General features: G+C 62.5%; 16 protein-coding genes. 1 reads left to right on the top strand and 15 read right to left on the bottom strand.

The window, feature by feature from the left end; genetic code table 11:
* Positions 1-31: 31 nt before the first annotated feature.
* The 5 genes from BMX36_RS20300 to BMX36_RS20280 form a co-directional block, all read right to left on the bottom strand.
* Positions 32-2650 carry an AAA family ATPase gene (locus BMX36_RS20300; protein ID WP_093068322.1) on the bottom strand — a complete coding sequence of 873 codons (2619 nt, stop codon included), beginning with the start codon at positions 2648-2650 and terminating at the stop codon, positions 32-34.
* A gap of 175 nt (positions 2651-2825) precedes the next feature.
* On the bottom strand, positions 2826-3668 hold the full coding sequence (locus BMX36_RS20295) for an Abi family protein (RefSeq protein WP_256210932.1): 843 nt from the start codon (positions 3666-3668) through the stop codon (positions 2826-2828).
* A gap of 216 nt (positions 3669-3884) precedes the next feature.
* Entirely contained in the window at positions 3885-4778 is an 894-nt protein-coding gene (locus BMX36_RS20290; RefSeq protein WP_218142221.1) for a plasmid partitioning protein RepB C-terminal domain-containing protein, read from the bottom strand.
* Positions 4775-5674, bottom strand: a complete 900-nt coding sequence (locus BMX36_RS20285) for a plasmid partitioning protein RepB C-terminal domain-containing protein (RefSeq protein WP_093068359.1) — start codon at positions 5672-5674, stop codon at positions 4775-4777. The genes BMX36_RS20290 and BMX36_RS20285 overlap by 4 nt, the downstream gene beginning before the upstream one ends.
* On the bottom strand, positions 5671-7242 hold the full coding sequence (locus BMX36_RS20280) for a recombinase family protein (protein WP_093068315.1): 1572 nt from the start codon (positions 7240-7242) through the stop codon (positions 5671-5673). The genes BMX36_RS20285 and BMX36_RS20280 overlap by 4 nt, the downstream gene beginning before the upstream one ends.
* Before the next feature lie 64 nt (positions 7243-7306).
* Between BMX36_RS20280 and BMX36_RS20275 the strand changes: the two genes are divergently transcribed.
* Entirely contained in the window at positions 7307-7678 is a 372-nt protein-coding gene (locus BMX36_RS20275; RefSeq protein ID WP_093068313.1) for a hypothetical protein, read from the top strand.
* Between the two features lie 58 nt (positions 7679-7736).
* Here the strand turns inward: BMX36_RS20275 and BMX36_RS20270 are convergent, their stop codons facing one another.
* The 10 genes from BMX36_RS20270 to BMX36_RS20225 form a co-directional block, all read right to left on the bottom strand.
* Positions 7737-8531, bottom strand: coding sequence for a hypothetical protein (locus BMX36_RS20270; RefSeq protein WP_093068310.1), 795 nt, complete (start codon positions 8529-8531; stop codon positions 7737-7739).
* 15 nt (positions 8532-8546) lie between these two features.
* Positions 8547-9701: a restriction endonuclease subunit S gene (locus tag BMX36_RS20265; RefSeq protein WP_093068308.1), complete on the bottom strand. Its 1155-nt coding sequence runs from the start codon at positions 9699-9701 to the stop codon at positions 8547-8549.
* The gene (locus tag BMX36_RS20260; protein WP_093068304.1) at positions 9698-11260 is read right to left on the bottom strand and encodes a class I SAM-dependent DNA methyltransferase; all 1563 of its coding nucleotides are present in this window, start codon (positions 11258-11260) and stop codon (positions 9698-9700) included. The genes BMX36_RS20265 and BMX36_RS20260 overlap by 4 nt, the downstream gene beginning before the upstream one ends.
* A gap of 19 nt (positions 11261-11279) precedes the next feature.
* Positions 11280-13646: an EcoAI/FtnUII family type I restriction enzme subunit R gene (gene hsdR / locus BMX36_RS20255; RefSeq protein ID WP_093068301.1), complete on the bottom strand. Its 2367-nt coding sequence runs from the start codon at positions 13644-13646 to the stop codon at positions 11280-11282.
* Positions 13647-13747: 101 nt separating this feature from the next.
* On the bottom strand, positions 13748-15544 hold the full coding sequence (locus tag BMX36_RS20250; protein ID WP_143058632.1) for an N-6 DNA methylase: 1797 nt from the start codon (positions 15542-15544) through the stop codon (positions 13748-13750).
* Positions 15541-15771, bottom strand: coding sequence for a hypothetical protein (locus tag BMX36_RS20245; protein ID WP_177179230.1), 231 nt, complete (start codon positions 15769-15771; stop codon positions 15541-15543). The genes BMX36_RS20250 and BMX36_RS20245 overlap by 4 nt, the downstream gene beginning before the upstream one ends.
* 116 nt (positions 15772-15887) lie before the next feature.
* Entirely contained in the window at positions 15888-16340 is a 453-nt protein-coding gene (locus BMX36_RS22420; RefSeq protein WP_093068292.1) for a hypothetical protein, read from the bottom strand.
* Between the two features lie 56 nt (positions 16341-16396).
* Complete coding sequence (locus BMX36_RS20235) at positions 16397-16882, bottom strand: type II toxin-antitoxin system YhaV family toxin (RefSeq protein ID WP_093068290.1); 486 nt, start codon at positions 16880-16882, stop codon at positions 16397-16399.
* Between the two features lie 3 nt (positions 16883-16885).
* Positions 16886-17212, bottom strand: a complete 327-nt coding sequence (locus BMX36_RS20230) for a type II toxin-antitoxin system PrlF family antitoxin (protein WP_093068288.1) — start codon at positions 17210-17212, stop codon at positions 16886-16888.
* 70 nt (positions 17213-17282) lie between these two features.
* Positions 17283-17849, bottom strand: a complete 567-nt coding sequence (locus tag BMX36_RS20225) for a recombinase family protein (RefSeq protein WP_093068285.1) — start codon at positions 17847-17849, stop codon at positions 17283-17285.
* Between the last annotated feature and the right edge of the window lie 158 nt (positions 17850-18007).

Below are 18007 nucleotides of genomic sequence, written 5' to 3'. Positions count from 1 at the left end.
TCCTCGTAGCCGCTCTGTCTAGCACGTAGGATCAGGCAATCGCAGCCTGACGCACCCGCAAATTTTCTGCCCAATCCTTCAATTCCCCAACGTGTTTCAGCAGATCGTCAGGCGGTGGAGGTGATGCATTGCGTCCTCGTGAAGGATCATGGGCATCGGTGATATCGCAGCAGATCTTGAAGCCCGCAGCCCAGGATGCCGTGTCGGTTTCGGTAAGAACGGTCACGCGCTTGAGGTTCTTTGCATCGATGTAGTCGCGATGCCGGTTGATGACGTTACAAAAAGCTCGATCTTCGAGGGCGCGCTCCCACGTACTGCGCAGACGGTTGTAAAAATTTGCTACAGCAGCGGCATAGCCGTCATCGTCATGGGCCTCGTACAGCAGGCGCGCGGCACGGGCATCTTTTTCGAGATTGTCCAAACGTTCGGGAATTTTCTGTCCGGCCCAAGGGAGTCCTTCATGGACCACGCCGGCACCGGCGGCAGTCTGTGTTAGGGAAATCTCTTTGATCGGAACGCTACGCTGGCGCGCAAGGGTCTGTAAATCGTTGAGAAACACCAGATCGTGCGTGAACACGACGATCTGGCGGACGGCCGCCTCTTCGGTCAGGCGCTCGGCCACCTTACGGCGCCAGCGATGATCCAGGGACGACACTGGATCATCGAACACCAGGCAAGAGGAATGGCCGGCGGTTGCCAGCTCGGCGAGGAACACGGCCAAGGCGACGCAGGTTTGCTCGCCCTCGCTCAGCACGGAATGCACCTTCGCCCGGTCGTTGGCGAACAATTTCACTTGATATTGCGGCGAGCCATATTTCCCGCCGGAACGGACGATATCGACACGCACGCGGCTAGCTGCCAGCTTTTGGATTTCCTCCTGAAAGCGGTCGCGCATGCGCGGCGTAATGACCTGATCGGCGATGCCGTTGCCCAAAGAGGTGACCGCGTTGGTCGTTGTCTCGGTCAAGCACTTCGACAATCGAGCGAGTTGCACGAGGCGGTCGATCTCCGCGCGCGCCTTAGGCAAAAGCACGTTGAGCGCCTTGCGGTCGCGCAGGGCATTACGCTCGTCTTCTAGCACCTTGCGGCCGATGGGATCGGCCGCGGCCGTCAGTTCGCCGGCGTAACGCTGCATATCTATCACTACCTGGCGCACCGCCGGCACCGGATCGGGAGCGGCGTCGGGCATGTGAACCGTGCTGGTTTCGTCCAGACTATTGAGTGCGATGCGCCGGCGCAGGCGCGCTGTGGCGAGCGCACGCAGCACAGCTGCCCCGGTCGCTTTCGATCTAAGCGTAAGCTGGCGACGCAGGGGAAAGGTGGCGATGCGGATTGGGGCGGCCTCAAGTGCTCGCAGCGCCGCCTGAAACTCACGCTCCGCTTCGCCAGCTACCTTCTCGGTATCAGCCTGCACGAAGCGCTCGAACGCGCCCATCCGGGCCAACGCATCCTCTGGCAGCGTCTGTAGGCACAGCACGCAATGCGCATCGGTCGTGTCCGGTGGAAACGGCTGTCCACGATAAGCCACCTCGACCGAGTAGCGTCTCGCCGCTTCCCAGAGGGCGCGCCAGATATTCTCGCCGACGCCTGGAATCACCGCGTCGCCGAACGCGGTTTCGGCTGCTAGCTTCGCGGCAGCGCGCTTATCGCGCGCGTCTTCCGCTAGGGCCAGCAAGCTCGAAAGCGGCTCATCAGCTGTCTTGGCGAGCGTGGCTGCCAAGTGGTCGGCAAAACGCTGCAGGGTCTGTGCGGCGGCGCGCTGCTCGGTTGCGGCGCGAAGGGGGTCGCGCGCCAAGTCCTCATTAAGCTGGGCGAGCCGGCCTTCTTCGTCTTCCGTAAGCTGAGCCATCGCCTCGAGCGGTGCCAGCTTCGTGGTGGCTTTCAGGCTCGATAGGATCTTGCCGACAGGAGTGTCGGCACTGAAGGTAGGCTGAAGGAAAACCGGGTCCTGCGCACCCTTCAGCCGCATTTGCTCCGCGTTCAACGCCTCCTTCACCGCCTGACATGCCGCCGCCAACTCGTCCGGCACGTCGAGTCCGAATGGACGGAAAGCGACCTCGTTCTCGTTGCGGACATGGACGGTGGCGCAGTCGCGATCGAAGACGCTCACCGCCGATAGTACCGCATGCGGCTTGCCGTCGTTGACCCAGGTAATTGGCGCGGCCGGGGTGGCCCCCTCGCTATAGGCAATCGTCGCCGATGCGACGCCTGCGGCAGCGGGATCGAAGGCATTCGCAAGCAGATCGCCGACGAAGCGCGCGCGACAGGCACGCTTGAGGATACGAGCATAACCTGACTTGCCGACACCGTTATCCCCATAAACAACGGTGATGCCAAGAGCGGCGAAGGGAAGCGTTTGCCCGACCGCGAGACGGTTAACCCCGGACACTTCGGCGATAGACGTCAGGGTGATCGCCGAACCAGTCGTTGCCGCTGCTGGTATATGCGCGGCAGTTAGAGGTGCCGCCTCTAAAGCAATGCCATCAGTGCCTTGGCCCTTTAGACAGAGCTGAACCAGTTCTGCTTTGTCGTCTTCCGATAGCTTTCCTTTTGCAACAATACGGCGAAGCGCGTCCCGCTGCCACGCAGGCCTACCCGATGACCATTCAAGAATAGTCTCGAAAACGGATTTAGGCTGCGCAGTCGCCATCGATTAGCCCCCCTCGGAGCCAATCGCGATTTTCTCTTGGCGCCGTCTGCTCACCATAACCGGGTTAGCCACACCATCAACCAGCGCCTGCTTGAACAAACTTGGCTTTTCGGATCAGCCTACACTAGCTGGTGTCAGAACCGGAGGGTTTTGATCGCCAAGGGCAGGGGATCCCTCAAAGCCACAAGGGCCTAGCTGCCCAGCCTTGTGGAAACCCCATTGCCGTCAGATCGCCCGTCGGATGTTGGGCGAGCAACGCCGTCAGATCATCTCGCCAGACCGATGCCGGAGCGACCTGCTTCAACAGGTAAACGATGAGGACCAGGGCATTGTAGAGCTGGGCTGGAGCATGGGCTGCGGGGGGGTCAAGCGTGCTGACGAGGGCGGCCGGCTTAAAGGGCACCCGCATGCGCAGCAAAAAACCGCGGTTCCAAAGCCGGGCATGATGCGCGCAGCTGTTTCGGATCGTGGAGAGATGCTTCAGGAGCGGCACCAGCACTGCCTCGTGAAGACCAAGGGGCTTGGCTATGGCGTTGCGTAGCGCCCGATCGTCGAGCAGCGCATACCATCGGGAGAGCTGCCCGAACGACATCATTTCCGCCACCATCCACACCGGCGGCATTGCCGGCGTGCTGTAGGTCCGGCGGTAATGGTCGATGTACGTCTCGGGCGAGCTTGCCACGTCGTTGGTCAAGCGCGTCAGGTTGTCACGGTACTTACCCGGATGATGGTAGAGCGCCGCATCAAGATAGCCATGGGGTCCAAACCGCTGCGCCAGCTCGTACGCCCAGCTACCCCGTACAGCGACTTCTATCCGCTCAATCGCATCGAGCACTAGCAACCGAAGGCGGCGGTCAAAATCGTACAGGTCGGTGACGGTATCGAAGCTGGTGCCCGGTAAGAAACGGGGGCCAGGATTGCCCTTGGGATACTCGAAGGGCAGCCAGTAGGCGCTCAGACGGTAGTAGCTGACATGGCGTAACCAGTGCTCGGCCCGCGCCATGTCGGGGATCGCCATGCCTTCGGCCTGGAGATGTTGGAGCTGCTGCGCGATCGTCGTCGCGGGTTTTGTGAAAGGGCGTGGCACCCATCCTGCGTAGCAGGGTAAAAAAAGACCCGCCAAGTGTGCATATCCTCGCGGATAGAGGCCTGGCGGGTTCGATTGCCCCCAAGATATGGGCGAAAACCCAACAAAGCAATAAGGCGCAGTCCGTTTTTGGGCCTCATCGGCGAGCTAAGCCGCCTTCTGCAGATCGCTCAGCTTCTGGAACTCGGCGAGAATGTCGGCATGATGCTGGGCCAGGTATCGGACCACGCGGGCGTTGCCGAGCAGGCGGTTCACGTAGCCGGCGGCGAGCATCAGATCGAGCTGATCGGAGCTGTAGGTTTGCTCGACGGCGCGCAGCTGCCGGTCGACGTTCTCGCTCTCGCGTTGCATGGTAGCCACCTGATCCTCGGTTAGCCCGGGCATGCGTCGCGGCTTGCCGGCGACTAGTTGGTCATCGGGCGTGGAGGCGACCAGCGAGCGGGCATAGCTGACCGAGAACCGGTTCATGGTGACCATCGCCATAGCGGCCTCGACCTGACGGACGGGCTTCATGAAGCGGAGTTCGGTGAAGACGTGAATGGGTACGTGACGGTCCTTGAGAAGGTCGGCCGCCTCGGGGCAGATGCCGACCAGCAGGTTGCGCTTTTTGCGTATGCTGGCGATGTCGACGTTCAGCGCACGCGCGAGCCGCTCCTCCGAGACCCCCTTCTTGACCGCGTTCAGGATCATCCGGTGTTCCTGGATGGTCGCGATCCGACTGACCCGCTTGTTGTAGGTGAAGGCCTCGTCGTCGGTCGCGACCAAGCATACGAGCTCGGCGTTGCCACGCTCCCGCACGATCTCGACGCGCAGATGTCCATCGAGCAGGTGGTAGCGTCCGGGATCGGTCGCATCTCTGGCGACCACGGGCGGCTCGATGATGCCGACCTCGGCGATGGAGGCGGCGATCTGGCCGTACTTCACCGACTTCTTCACCGCCGCGGAAATCGTGCGGAGCGGCATGATGTGGTCGATCGGGATGCGAAGGCTCGCCTCCTCAAAAGCCAGCTTGACCGGCATGGCCGGTTGCCGACCGCTCACGACGAGGCTCCCATGCGATCGAGATGCAATGCGAGGTTCTCGGGCATGGTCGCAAGCCCTTCATCCTCGAGCAGAGCCGTGAACTGTTCGCTGAGCTTAAGCCGGCGCAGCGCCTCGGTGATGAGGAGAAGTCGGTCACGCGCGGCGTCAGCACGCCGGATTAGGCCGCGCTTGCGGTCGACGTCCTCTTGGTACGCGCGGATCAGTGCTGCGGGCGACAGCTTCTGACCGGTTTGCGGCTTACCGCTCTGCTGCCTCAGATGTTTACCGCGACGGCGTCTTTCCTCGACGATACGCTTGGCAGCGATCAGCTTGCGCCCGCGCAGCGTTCCTTTCTCATAGGCGAGTTGCAGCGCGCGCTGGACCTCATGGTCTTCCGCATCGGCGATCTCCACGGCGACGCTTAACGGGATTGCGCGCGCCTCCACCGAGCGCAGCAGGCGCTGCTCGCCTTTTTCAAGGAGGCGAGCGACGCCGCTGACATATTCGAGCGTGAGGCCCGTCTTGCGGGCAATCTGGGCCAGGCTGTGGCCGCGCTCGCGCATGCCGCCGATGTCCTGGAGCAGATCGATCGCGCTGTGCTGGCGCCGGGCGCAGTTCTCGACCAGGCTGGCGATCAGGCAATCCTCGGGATCTGCCGACACAACGAGGGCAGGCACCTCGGCCTGCCCAAGTGCCTGATACGCTTCCAGGCGTCCCTGGCCGCAGACGAGATCATAGAAGGGCCCGTCTGCCTCCACCCGGCGCGTAACGGTGATCGGGCGCTTGAGGCCGACCTGTGCGATGTTGTCGACGATTTCCTTGAACGTGCGCTTGTTACGGACACGCGGGTTGACGACGGTGATGCGCTCGAGCGGGATCCATTCTACCCGTTGAGCGGGGCGGGCGGTGTTCATGCGGCAGCCCTCCATAAGCGTCGTGCCGCCATGCGGTGAAAGGCGGACAGATCATCGAACCGATAGGCGTCGAGCGACAGCCCGTTGTGCTCGCACAGGCGCAGCACGGCGTCGCCCATGTCGAGCCGGGGGAGGAGATAATAGTCGCGGGTAAGCTCATTGCCGGGCGCCATGCGTACCGCGACCGTCAGGTCAGGTTTGAGCACGGTATCGAGCCTGATCTTCCAGCGCAGCGCACCTGCCGCGGTCTGGACACAGCGCACCACCACCAGCGAGGCGGTGAACTCATTATTCACGGAGAGGAGGTCGGTCTCGGGATCGCGAACAACCGTACCGCCGGCCTGCTCCAGCGCGGCCATCGTATCGGCGACGATACCGGGATGGAGCTGCCGCAGCTTCCGGTTGATCTCCAGATAGCGATAGTCGCGATCTGGAGCGAAGCCAACCAGCTCGTAGGCGCGCAGCAGGCTGCCGAAGCGGGTGCGATAGGTGCTGCTGGACGGTGCATCCTCGGCTTCGTCAATGATGAGGCCGGTCAGCAAGCCCTTGGCGCGGAAGATCGAAGCCAGCAGTTCGAGCATCGCCTCATCGCTCAGCCGTGCCGAGCGCGCATCAATGATGGCGCGTGCCCGGCCGAACACGGCCCGGTCGACAATCGGCGCAAACGCACCCTCGGCCCTGATCCACTCCTCTTCTGCATTCAGGACGTGCTGCCGCTTCAGCTTGAAGGATGTGCGCGCCCAAACGTTATCGCCGACATATTTCTCGTTGATGAGCAGCTGGTGGACGGTGCCCTTAGTCCAGGCGCGTCCGAGATCGGTGACGAGCCCACGCGCGTTGAGCATGGTCGCGATGTCGCGCTCAGGCATCGCCGTCTCGGTGAACAGCCGGTAGACTTCCTGGACCACCGCTATCTCCTCCGGCGGCCCCGGCACGAGGATGACGCGATCGGTTGCGATGCTTTTATGCTCGCCTCGGCCGAGTTCGCCCTTCGGCTCCCCGTTCACGTCCACAAGCAGCCGGCGCAGCCCGAAGCCGGCCGGCCCGCCTTGGCGGCAGCCGCGCCGGATGAGGTTGGCTTGCCCTGCGAAAACCTTGACCGACAACTCGCGGCTGTACTCCGCTGCCATGGTGCGCTTGACGGTCTTGATGATGGACGAGCTGATGCTGCCGTCGTTGCGGAACTGCTCCGCGCAATACTCGACCTGGATGCCGGCAGCGCGGATGCGCAGCTCGTGCGTGGCCGCCTCGTCCGGATCTTGGAAGCGGCCGAGCCGGCTCACGTCGTAGACGAGCAGCGCTTTAAAATCGGTGCGGCCCGCGTCGATATCCGCTAGCAGGCTTATTAGCCCAGAGCGACCCGAAAGATTGAGGCCGCTCTTCCCATCGTCCTTGTAGGTGTGGACGATCTCGTAGCCGTGCGTGTCAGCAAAGCGTCGGATCGCGGTCGCCTGGTTGTCGGTCGAATATTGCTGATGTTCGGTCGACATGCGGACATATTCTGCCGCTCGCACCCGCGGCGGATCTGGTGGCTTGTCGTTCTCAGATGTGTTCCAGTTGATGACCATCGGCGGCCTCTGATCAAGAGGCGCACGCGCCCACAGCCGCCACTAACCTGAAAGGGGCGGCAACATGTTTCCGAAAACCGGCAAGGGATTTCAAAACAGGGGAGGGAGGCTGACCGAAGCCGATTACATTGCCGCGGTCAGCGAAGCCCTGCGGGCGGAGCTCGGAACGGGCACCGGTGCCGCCAAGCAGATCCAGCGATGGACGGAAGCGTCCGATCGGACGGCTCGCAACTGGCTAAATGGTGATGTCGGACCCAGCGGTCACCATCTGCTGAGGCTGGCGCGGGAGTCCGACACCGTGCTCTCCGTCGTGCTTACAATGGCCGGGCGACCCGAACTGGCGCTTGCAACTGACCTACATGCGGTTGAGGTCGCGCTCGCCAAAGCGAGCGGAGCTTTCGAGATCCTACGGCGGCAGCGGTCGGTGGTGCGATAGCATGTTGTCAGAACCGGGCGGTTTTCGACACCGGAAGAGAGCCCCCCGCGGCGTGCTATCAAAATAGCCGGTTCAGCAGCCGTGGTTCGCTAGCCTTCAGTCGGTCCAACATGGTGTTGACGTAGAACATGTCGGGGTTGGCGACCGCGGGGAGAACGACAACGCCATAGTCCGGCTGGTCGGTATCGAGGCTGAAGACTACCAGGCCGACGCCGTGGATGCTGCACAGGGAGGTCAAGCGGTTCATGTCGTCGCTGGTGGTAGTGCGGGGCACGACGATGTAGCTTTTGTGGCTGAATAGCCGGTAGGCGACCGCCTGCCCGAAGGCAACGACGGGCTGGCTCGGGCTCGCCTTGATCTCCGCCGTCACGATTTGCGGCTCAAACTTGAAGATGTCCTGCGCGCGGGGCTTGAGGACGCCGATCACGTCGGGGGTGCCCCACTTGCCGCCCAGCACGCTGCCGCCAAGCGCGCCGGCGACGGTCACCTCGTCATTCTCCTCCAACCATTCGGCGAAACTGGCGTAGAAAGCCTGCTCGGACACCGATGCGGTGCCAGACGCATCCGTGTCGACCGTGATGGGGGCGGCGGCAACCGCCTCTTCCTGCGCGACGGCTTCGGCGGCGTCTGCCTCGGCAAAGCGGGCGAGCTGGTACGTGCCGCGTGCGATCTTCACAACGTCGTCAGCGCCCTGAAAAAGGACGTGCGTCGCGCCGCGGATGCTGTTGGCGGGCGTTTCCGGGTGGGCGGCTCCAATCGCCTTCAACACCTCGGCCCAGCGCAGCCCGCCGGGGTTCGCTGCGAGGATGGCGCGCGCTTCGTCCTGTATCTGCGTGCGGTTCAACTTCGGCATGGCCGATTCCTTCCGTCAGTCCCGCGCGTCCGCGTCGCCGAAGACGTCGTGGAGAAGTGCAGGGAGTAGAGCATCGAGCTCGGTCGTAGCGGCTGCTTGCGCCACCCGAGCAGCCCGCACTTTGGCTTGCAAGTGGTCGAACCAGTGCTGGGCGTCGAGAGATGGTACCGGGACGCGGATCGCCTCCAACGCCTTGATCCCAAGCGTGCGGTTACGTCCTGCACCACCGGGGGAGGCGCGACCGAGTGCCAGCAAGCCCTCCTCGCTGAGAAACCAGTAGCGCAGGAAAGTCGCCGTGGCGACTGACGGATCAGGCACGCAGCTGAGAAATCGGTGTGACCCGACGCGGCCCGCGTCGCTCGCTTCCGCAACGGCGATCGCGCCTTCCCATGCAAAGACAATGTTGAACACCAGGTCTGCCGGTTCGATCGAGAAGAGCCTCTTTGAGCCCACATCGATCCCAGTGAGCGGCGGCTTGTGGAACGTCCCCTTGCCGAACGAGCGCACGCCCAGTTCCGGGTAGGTCGCATCGGGATCGATCGTGACAGGCCGGCGGACGAGCGGCGCGACTTCGCCCATTGTCGAGCGCGGCGTGTCCTGGGTGATCCGGTCAAAGGCAGCAGCCAATGTGGCGGCGAGTTCGGATTCCACCTCGCCTGCGGCGCGCATACGCGCCGACATTGCCGCCGCCGCGGCCTCCAACTGCGCAACGATGCGTCGCTGCTCAGCAAGTGGTGGCAAAGGTATCTTCACGGTCAGGAAGCGTTCTGGCTTTACCCGGTTCTTCCCGCTGGTGCCTCGGGACAGTGCCTCACATTGCGCCCATGCGCTGGTCGTCTTGCTAAACCAGTGGGCAAAGCGCGGCTCAAGCCGCTCGCGATCGAGTATAAAGGTCGGGAACTCTGATGAACCGTAGGCACCAGCAAGACTATCATCAGCAACCGCGATGCTGCCATGCCTTGCCCATATCTTGTTAATCAGGAGGTCTCCGGCTTCAACGCGATAGAGCTGAGGTGCTTGGGTTTCCGAACCAAGGACAGTTTTGTACTCATACGCGCCCTCACCCCACCATCGAACCCCCACAAGACGGTATGTTTGGTCTGGGTTCGGAGCTTCGCCCCGCCACGTAAGCGTTGCTACCTCACTTAGCGCTACCTTAGGCCACGTCATGCCGCATTGCGCTCCGTGACTAGCGCGCGCAGGTCCTTGAGGATGGCGAGCACCTCCGCCTCCCTCTCCAGAGCAGCGGCGACAATCTCGGCGGGCGCGCGGTGGTCCTCGGCGGCCTTCGCGTTGGGGTTCTTTTGGTCAAGATTGACGTTACGGACGTTACCGGTCTCGTCGCGCTCGATCAGCGCGGGGCCGTTGACGATCCAGGCGCGCGGATCCGGGGCGCGGTCACCCCACCAGGCGGTAAGATCGGCCAGGTCGGCGGACTGGAGCGGTGCCGTCTTGCTATATTTCCGGCGACCCTCGGGCGCAGGCTGTTCCCAGTAGTGGATATCGCCGGTCGGGCCACTGGTATCGAAGAACAGCAGGTTGGAAGCGATGTCGGTATAGGGCGCGAACACGCCCTCTGGCAGGCGCACGATCGTATGGAGATTAAACTTCTCCAGCAGATCCGCCTTGATCCTTGCGGCAACGCCGTCACCGAACAGTACACCATGCGGCACAACCACTGCAGCGCGACCTTTGCCCTTCCGCTTCAGCCGTCGCATGATGAGCTGCAGGAACAGAAGCGCCGTTTCCGCCGTGCGGCGATCGTCAGGGAAGCTGGACAGGATGCCTGCTTCCTCCTCGCCCCCAAAGGGCGGGTTGGACAGGATGACCTCCACCCGCTCGCGTTCGCCAATCTCTGAGAGGCGATGGCGCAGCGCGTTTCCGGGGTCGATCTCGGGCGCTTCCAAACCGTGCAGCAGAAGGTTCATCTGCACCAGTAGGTAAGGCAGCGGCTTGGCCTCGACCCCGATCAGCGATCCGCCCTGGAGCCGACGGCGCTTTTCCACACTGTCCGCCTGCTTCGCCATATGGGCGTAGGATTCGGTCAGGAAGCCGCCAGTACCGCAGGCGGGATCGAGCACCGTCTCGCCGATCTGCGGGTCGATCCGCTCGACCATGAAGCGGACTACTGGACGCGGCGTGTAGAACTCGCCGCTGTCGCCGGCGGCGTCGCGCATCTCGCGCAGCAGTGTCTCGTAGAGCCGGCCAAGCGTGTGCATCTCGCTCGAGCTATCGAAGTGAATGCCGTCAACCAGGTTGATGACGTCGCGGAGCAGGTAGCCGCTCTCCATGCGGTTCTGGACGCCACGGAACACGGTGGCGATCACGTCGCGGCGATCACGCCTGCCATTGGTACCCCGCAGAGACCGCAGATAAGCGAACAGCCCGGCACCCTTTGTGCCGTCCGGTCGAACGGGTTTGTCCGCGTTGATGAAAGCAAGCAGGTCCGGGCCGGTGATGCCGTTCTTGTCAGCCGCCCAGTCCCGCCAGCGGTACGGCGCCTCGATGGCAGGGTGGAACGGCTCGCCGGCAAGCTCGGCCTCATCGGCATGAACGCGCTCGAGGTCGTCGAGGAACTTCAGGAACATGACCCAGGTGAGCACCGGGAGGCGATCAAGGTCGCCGTTCAGTCCCTTATCCTTGCGCATGATCTTGCGCGCTGATTTGACGATTGAATCGAGGCGCTGAGCCGTGGTCTGAGGGGCAAGTTTCTTCGGCTGGCGAGCCATGTCGTTCCTTTGTTGTTTATCAGGCCGCGTAGAGGGCGAGGTTCAGGTCGGCTACTGCCTGGCGCATCGCCTGAGGTCCCCCGAAACGGCGGGCAATTTCGCTGGGGTTGCCGAAATCTGACACCGGATGGACCTTGAGCGCCTGTGGAAGCGTCAGCTCATTGGCACCACCGCCGGCATAACGGTCGAGCAAGGCATCGAGGATCGCGCGTGCATCTTCCTCGTAACGTGTGAAGAGGCCCCCCTCGCGCACGCGCCGCGCTCGTTCGGCACGGGTGGTGAGCGGTGCGTTCCAAGCAAGATGGCAGATCAGATCGAACGGATCATCGTCGGGCCGCTCAGCTTCCTGCATTAGCGCGTGCAGGTCGATGCCGCGTTCCGCCAGTGCGTCGATCACGGCGCTGCGCTTGTCGGGCATCGCCCATTCGGCACGGAACGCGGCCGGGGTCGCGAACAGCGTCCGCACCTTCTCGCCAGTCCAGTCGGTCAGCTTACGGCAGGTCAGCCGTTTGCCGTCGCCATCAAGGTCGTAAACGAGGTGGGCCACCACCTCCACCTCGCCGCCATCAACATAGAATTTGCGGGGTAGGCCATCATCCGCACTGTCCGGTAGCACGATGGCCGGGTCGACGTCCGTATCGGTCGTTACTGCGTCGGTGTCAGGGCGCTCGTCAGTCTTGGTGGCGACCACTGCGCCGGCCCCGTCGATCTCGGTCGTGGTCTGCGCGGTCGGCTCGCCATCGAACGTCGGATCGGCGAACTTCTCGGTCGCGGTTCCGGTGTAGTCGAGGATCGAGAACCACAGCTTGCCGTAATCCTCGCGCAGCCGGGTGCCGCGGCCGATGATCTGCTTGAACTCGGCCATCGATCCTACGACGCGTGCCAGTGCCACATTCTTGCAGGTCGGTGCATCGACGCCGGTCGTCAGAAGCTGCGAGGTGGTCAGGATCACCGGCGTCTCGGCTTCCAGATCCTGAAAGCGGCTGAGCATACCCTTGCCGATGTCACCCTCGTCGGCGGTGACGCGCGCAATGTAGTCAGGGTGTTTGGCTACCATGTCGGCATTGAGCCGCACGAGTGCGGCACGCATCTCACTCGCGTGATCCTGATCGACGCAGAAGACGATGGTTTTGGCGTAGCGATCGGTGTTCTTGAGGAAGTCCGTCAGGTGCCGAGCGATAGCCTCGGTGCGGGCGCGTAACGCCACGGTGCGCTCAAAGTCGCGGGTCTGGTATTCCTCGTCGGGCACCTCACGGCCATAGCGGTCGAGCTCGCCCGCGCTCGGCCGCCAGCCCGCCGCATCAAGGTCGGTCACGATGCGGTGGACGCGATAGGGCGCAAGGAAGCCATCGGCGATTCCCTGCGCCAAGCTATAGGTATAGAGCGCGTCGCCGAAATAGGCGTAGGTGTCGCGGCTCTCCTCTCGCAACGGCGTAGCCGTCATGCCGAGCTGATAGGCGGGCTCGAACCAATCGAGGATTTCTCGCCACGAACTATCGGCCCGGGCGCTCCCGCGGTGACACTCGTCGATAACGATCAGGTCGAAGAAGTCGGGTGCGAACTCGCGGTAGAGGCCTGAGCGCCGCTCATCCGCCGCAATCGCCTGGTAGGTCGAAAAGTAGATGTCGCGACCGTGGCTGACCGCACTGGGGCCGAGCTTCCAGCGCGCGTCGCCGAATGGCGTAAAGGTCTTGTCCTTGGGATCGTCCACCAGGATGTTACGATCAGCGAGGAACAGGATCTTGGGCCGGCGATGATCGCCGCGCTTGTTCCATCCTGCGGACCACAGCCGCCAGCAGATCTGGAAAGCAACCGCCGTCTTGCCCGCGCCGGTGCAGAGGTTGAGCAGCACGCGACGCTGGCCTCCATGGAGCGCTTCAAGCGAGCGATTGACGGCGATCTCCTGGTAGTAGCGCAGCGGCCGCTCGGCATCCGGAAAACCAGGCTCGAGTACCCGGTTGGCGGCAACCTCGGGCAGGTCGAGCTCGTCACGGAGGCGCTGCCAGAGCTCGTCAGGTGCGGGAAAGTCGGCGCGGACCGCCTCTGTGCCTGCCGCCACGTCGATCTCGATGATCTCATGTCCGTTGCTGGCATAGGCGAACCGCAGGCCCAACACCTCTGCATAGTCACGCGCCTGTTGCACACCGTCCTGCGCAGAGCGGTAGCTCGCCTTGGCCTCGATGACGGCGATTGGATAGTCAGGTCGGTACCGGAGGATGTAGTCGGCCCGCTTCTTCTGCCCCCGGCGGGGTTCGCCACCGACGAACATCACCCGACCGTCGGTGAACGTCCGCTGCTCCTGAATCGCGCAAGGCGCGTCGTCCCATCCTGCGGCTTGCAGTCTGGGAACGATGAACTTTCGGCAAGTGTCTGCTTCAGTGACCATATTTCGCCGTTTGTTGTGCCGGGTGAGGCATAAGAGGGCAATGTGCCGCCCGAGAGTGGCCACACAGTTCAAGGTAGGGACGAACTAGCGCTCGCATCGTCTCACTCTTCATGGCTTTCGGGCTCGAGCTGCCAAAGCTTTTGCCAGAGGGTGTTCCGCGATGCGTTAATCTCCTCCCGAAGTTGGGCGGCCTGCTCCTCGAGATCCGCAATAATCCGGGCCTCTCTGGTCGCGGCTGCACACTGCTCAGAGTCAGGTACTGGCAACTCAAGACCACGAAGTGCGCTGATCGGAAGCGTGTTGATCGCAGTGCCGCCAGACAATCGTTCAAGCTGGGTGCGCACCCACGGAGCAGTCATCAGCAGCGCAAGAATGTCCGGACTGGGGATAGCGGTGTTGGGCTGCCAACGGACGATCGCGAGGCTCTGCGCAACAATCCAAGGTTCGTCGAAGACCTCGCTGGCGATGACGTCGAGGTCCGGCACACGGCCGACCACACCGACATTGCCCTTGATGCTCACCAGGATGTCGCCGGGAGCAACGCTGACGTTTCTCGCTCGCTTGCTCTCTGCCTCGGAGAACCGAACAACCCGCTTGGGCATGCGGACAGCGCCATCCTGGATGTCGGCCGGTGCAATCTCGCGGCAGGTCAGCGCAGCGGGTTCGGCATCGTCAAGCAGCGGCCGTGGCGCTTTGCTCCGCTCGATCACTGCGACCTTTTCGAGCAGGATAGTCTCGCTTCGCGCCAGTGCCGCTGCAATCACATCATCTTTGTGCGAGCGCAGGTAGCGGTCCGGCGTCAGAACAAAGTTCTGTGCTGCGATCTCCTCGATCGGCACTCGCGCCTGGCGAGGCGCATTTTCGCCTCCCTTGCTGAGCCCGCTGAGATGCTGCGCCAACAGACGCGACTGCACGCGGCCAACGCTCTGCGTCGCCATGGTACGGCCATCGATGAACCAGGCGGTATCTGTCGGTTCAGGCGTGATCGTTACGAGAGATGTGGAGACGCTGCTCCACCGCCCCCAAATACCGCTTGGCAAACTGGTTACGGCAACCGAACGAGTTTCGAGGAGGGTTTGACGGAGGCTAACATCGGCCCTGCCCTCCCGAAACAGGGTTCCATCCGGCAACAAGGTGATGAAGGCGCGCTTGGCCAGCGGGCTCAGCAGCGCAACCTGACGCCCCTCGAGCATTGTACCTTTGTCACTTCCAGACAGCCGCATACCAATTGGCGGAGCGGTGATGATGTAGTCGACAGCACTGATGGGTGACGAGCGATCGGCGCGAATGTCTTCACCCTGTACCGGGCCGAAAGTACCGTCGAGCGGATTACGACGGTCGATTGTGAGTGACCGCTTGGCCGCGACTGCCAAGAGTGAAAACAGTGTCACGAGTTCCGGCTCGCTCACGAACCATGTGACCGGCCTGTGCCGTGACAGGCTCCAAGCAATGGTCGCAGAAGCGCCAAAAGCGCAGGTGCAGCTTCCATCCGGCGCAAGCGGCATGAGTTCGGTAAGAGCGTCAGCCACCGCCATGTCCATGGAGGCTGGCCCCCGCGCGCTCAGGACGTCGAGCAGGGCATTAGCTTCTGCATCCCAGTCGATCACCGCGGTAGCGGCTTCTCCGATGAGCGGCAGCGACCATGTCGAGATGCTCTTCTCAATCACGCCAGGAATTGTTGGGCTCTCCAGCCAATCCCGCGCCGCAGTGATGCCGTCATGATGCGGGGCACAGCGCAGCTCTCTCGCGACTGCGGCGAAAATCTTGCCTAAACTGTCAGCCGGATCGACGGCGTATTGCGATGCCAATAGGCAGGCAGCAGCAAGCGGAGCCGTATCGTGTGGCGCAAGACCGGTGTGCCGAAAGGCATCACAGAGCCGTGATGTGAAGAGGCTCACCGGCGGCCCGCCGATGCACCGCGATAGGTCGTGATGAGCGCGCCATCAGCTTCGACGACCGTTAAGCCGCCTTTATCGATGGCTTTGACCAGCATCGTGCGCAGCCCATCCACGTTAGCAATGAGGCGCAGCAGAGCCTTGCGGCTGAGCTGGCACTTATCGCCTTGCCACTCGCCATACGCCAAGGCGAGGCTCACGAGCTCGCCTGAAATGCCGCGCTGGTTCATTCGATCTTGCATGTGTCGTGTCATTTTGGAGGAACTCGTGATACCGCGTGGTGATGATCTCCCTTAGTTTAGCTTCAGCCCGATTCGCAAGCGGGATTTTTTTATGACACCAAATTTTATAAAGTGAAGAGATCCCGTATGGCTCTCAGGCGATATCGGTTCAGCCAGCGCCTTCTGCGATGCTCGGCTGCGTCATGGATCATGTGGCATCGCTGGCAGAGCGCAGCGAGATTACGGGGCCGGTTGTCGCCTGGATCGTGGTTCAGGTGTGCAGTGGCCAGTACAACGCGGGTCACACGTGGAGGTGGCGAGTCTATGTCTATCAGCATCAGCTGAATGGGCAGGAGGTCGCCCAGAGGCGCCAGAGCTCGAACGCGCCTTCCCTTTCCATCACGCCAAGCCGCGCTGTCCTCGTCCCACCAGGTTCCGTTGCCAAGATGGATGACATCGCGACCATGCGGTCGCTGGCAGTGTTCGCATCGCCCTTTCGCCCGGCGAAAGCGGATCAGCTTCGACAGCTCGGGCCAGTCGATCGGGTATAGCCAGCGGTGTTCAGGCGCGATCGGCATGACGATTCTATGAGTCAGCCAACTGCGGAACGAAAGCAGAAAGTACGATCCCGCGCCTATTTCGCTTTGGCTTGATCTAGGCGCTTGGTGACCGGATCAGCAGACACAGCCTTGAGCAGTGCAGCCCAATCGTCCGGAGGATCGCCCTTGTCGAGCATGCCCTTGAACACGGCGTAGGCATCAGTCTTTGAGCCGTAGGTCCGCAGGGTGGTTTCATCGTTCACCCAAGCGAAGATGAGAACCTTTGAGCGGCTGTCGTAACGGAAAAACAGGCGGAAGCGCCCGTTGCCGAATTTAGCTCGAAACCAATGCTTTCGGGCGGCGCCAAGCGTGCTGCCCTGCCGATACTCAGGCCGGGTTGGATCGCTGGGGATCGTCTCGAACATGAGCGACCGCACAGCGGACAGCACCTTGGCATTGGCCGTGCCGGTCCAGCCATCCGGATCCTTCGCCCGTGACTTCTCGACAGCCGTAGTCAGCTTCTCGAGCTGATCGAGTAGCAACGGGTGTGCGTAGAGGGTCCAGCCATTGACGACGACCATGGATCAGAGCGCGACTGACCCGTCGATCTCCTCGTCCGGATTGACGGCAATATGCTCCGCCAGTGTCGCCATGCGCTTGGCCAAGCCGGCCGGGAAGGCTGCGACATTCTCAGGGTGGCGCAGCATATCCTGCTCCAGGAAGCCCAAAAAAGCCCCGATCACCGGATCGGCTTCGTCGGTCTCCACACGACGAACGCTGACACCCTGCTCGTCGACCACGAAGGCGATCTCACCGCCATAGCTGACCCCAAGCGCCTGGCGCACGACCTTCGGCACGGTGGTCTGGCCCTTGGCCGTGATCCTGCTGCGCTCTTGAACAATGGTAGCCATTGCAACCTCCAGGAGCGAATGTAAGGAATATTCATTACATTTTCAATAGCGGTATTGCTGTGTCGAGCAGCTACGCAGAGGCGACGTCCGGAGACGACAATGCTCGGTACAGGGTCGCGTGGTGGCATTTGAGTAGCTTGGCCGCTTCCCGGACAGAGGTGCCCTCTCTCACCAGACGTTCTCCCAGGGCGATCTGGTCCGCGGTGAGTTTGGGCGGGCGGCCGAACCGGACCCCCCTCGCCTTTGCTGCCACCCGTCCGCTGCTGGTTCGCTGATGGATCAGCTCGCGCTCGAACTCAGCAATGCCGGCGAATATGGTCAGTACCATGCGGCCCGCTGGCGAGGTCGTGTCCGCCCAAGGTTCAGCTAGTGACCGCAAGCCAGCCCCGGCTTCCTTCAGCTTCTCGGCAATATCGAGCAGATCCTTGGTCGATCGCGCGAGCCGATCGAGGCGCGTGACAACCACCACATCCCCGTCGCGGATCTGGTCGAGCATCCGCGCCAGCTCCGGCCGATCGCGCTTTGCACCTGACACCTTCTCTTCAAAGATGCGGCGACAGCCCGCCTCCTTCAACGAGGCACGTTGCAGCCGCAAATCCTGATCGTCTGTAGAGACGCGCGCATAGCCGGTGAGCATGTCGCATATGTGCGTCGAAACTCAATTGTTTTGCAACTGACTTTTGCGACATGCTAGCACGAGTGTAAACGCTCGCGCTAAATGGCGGCGTTCTGATCGCGCTATTTGTCAGTTGCCGGGTCCGATGACGAGGCAATCGCGCGCGGCCTGAACGATGT

This window comes from Sphingomonas sp. OV641, assembly GCF_900109205.1.
Lineage (GTDB): Bacteria > Pseudomonadota > Alphaproteobacteria > Sphingomonadales > Sphingomonadaceae > Sphingomonas.
The sequence above is the reverse complement of the archived record's forward strand: the minus strand, read 5'-3'. Positions and strand labels throughout refer to the sequence as shown.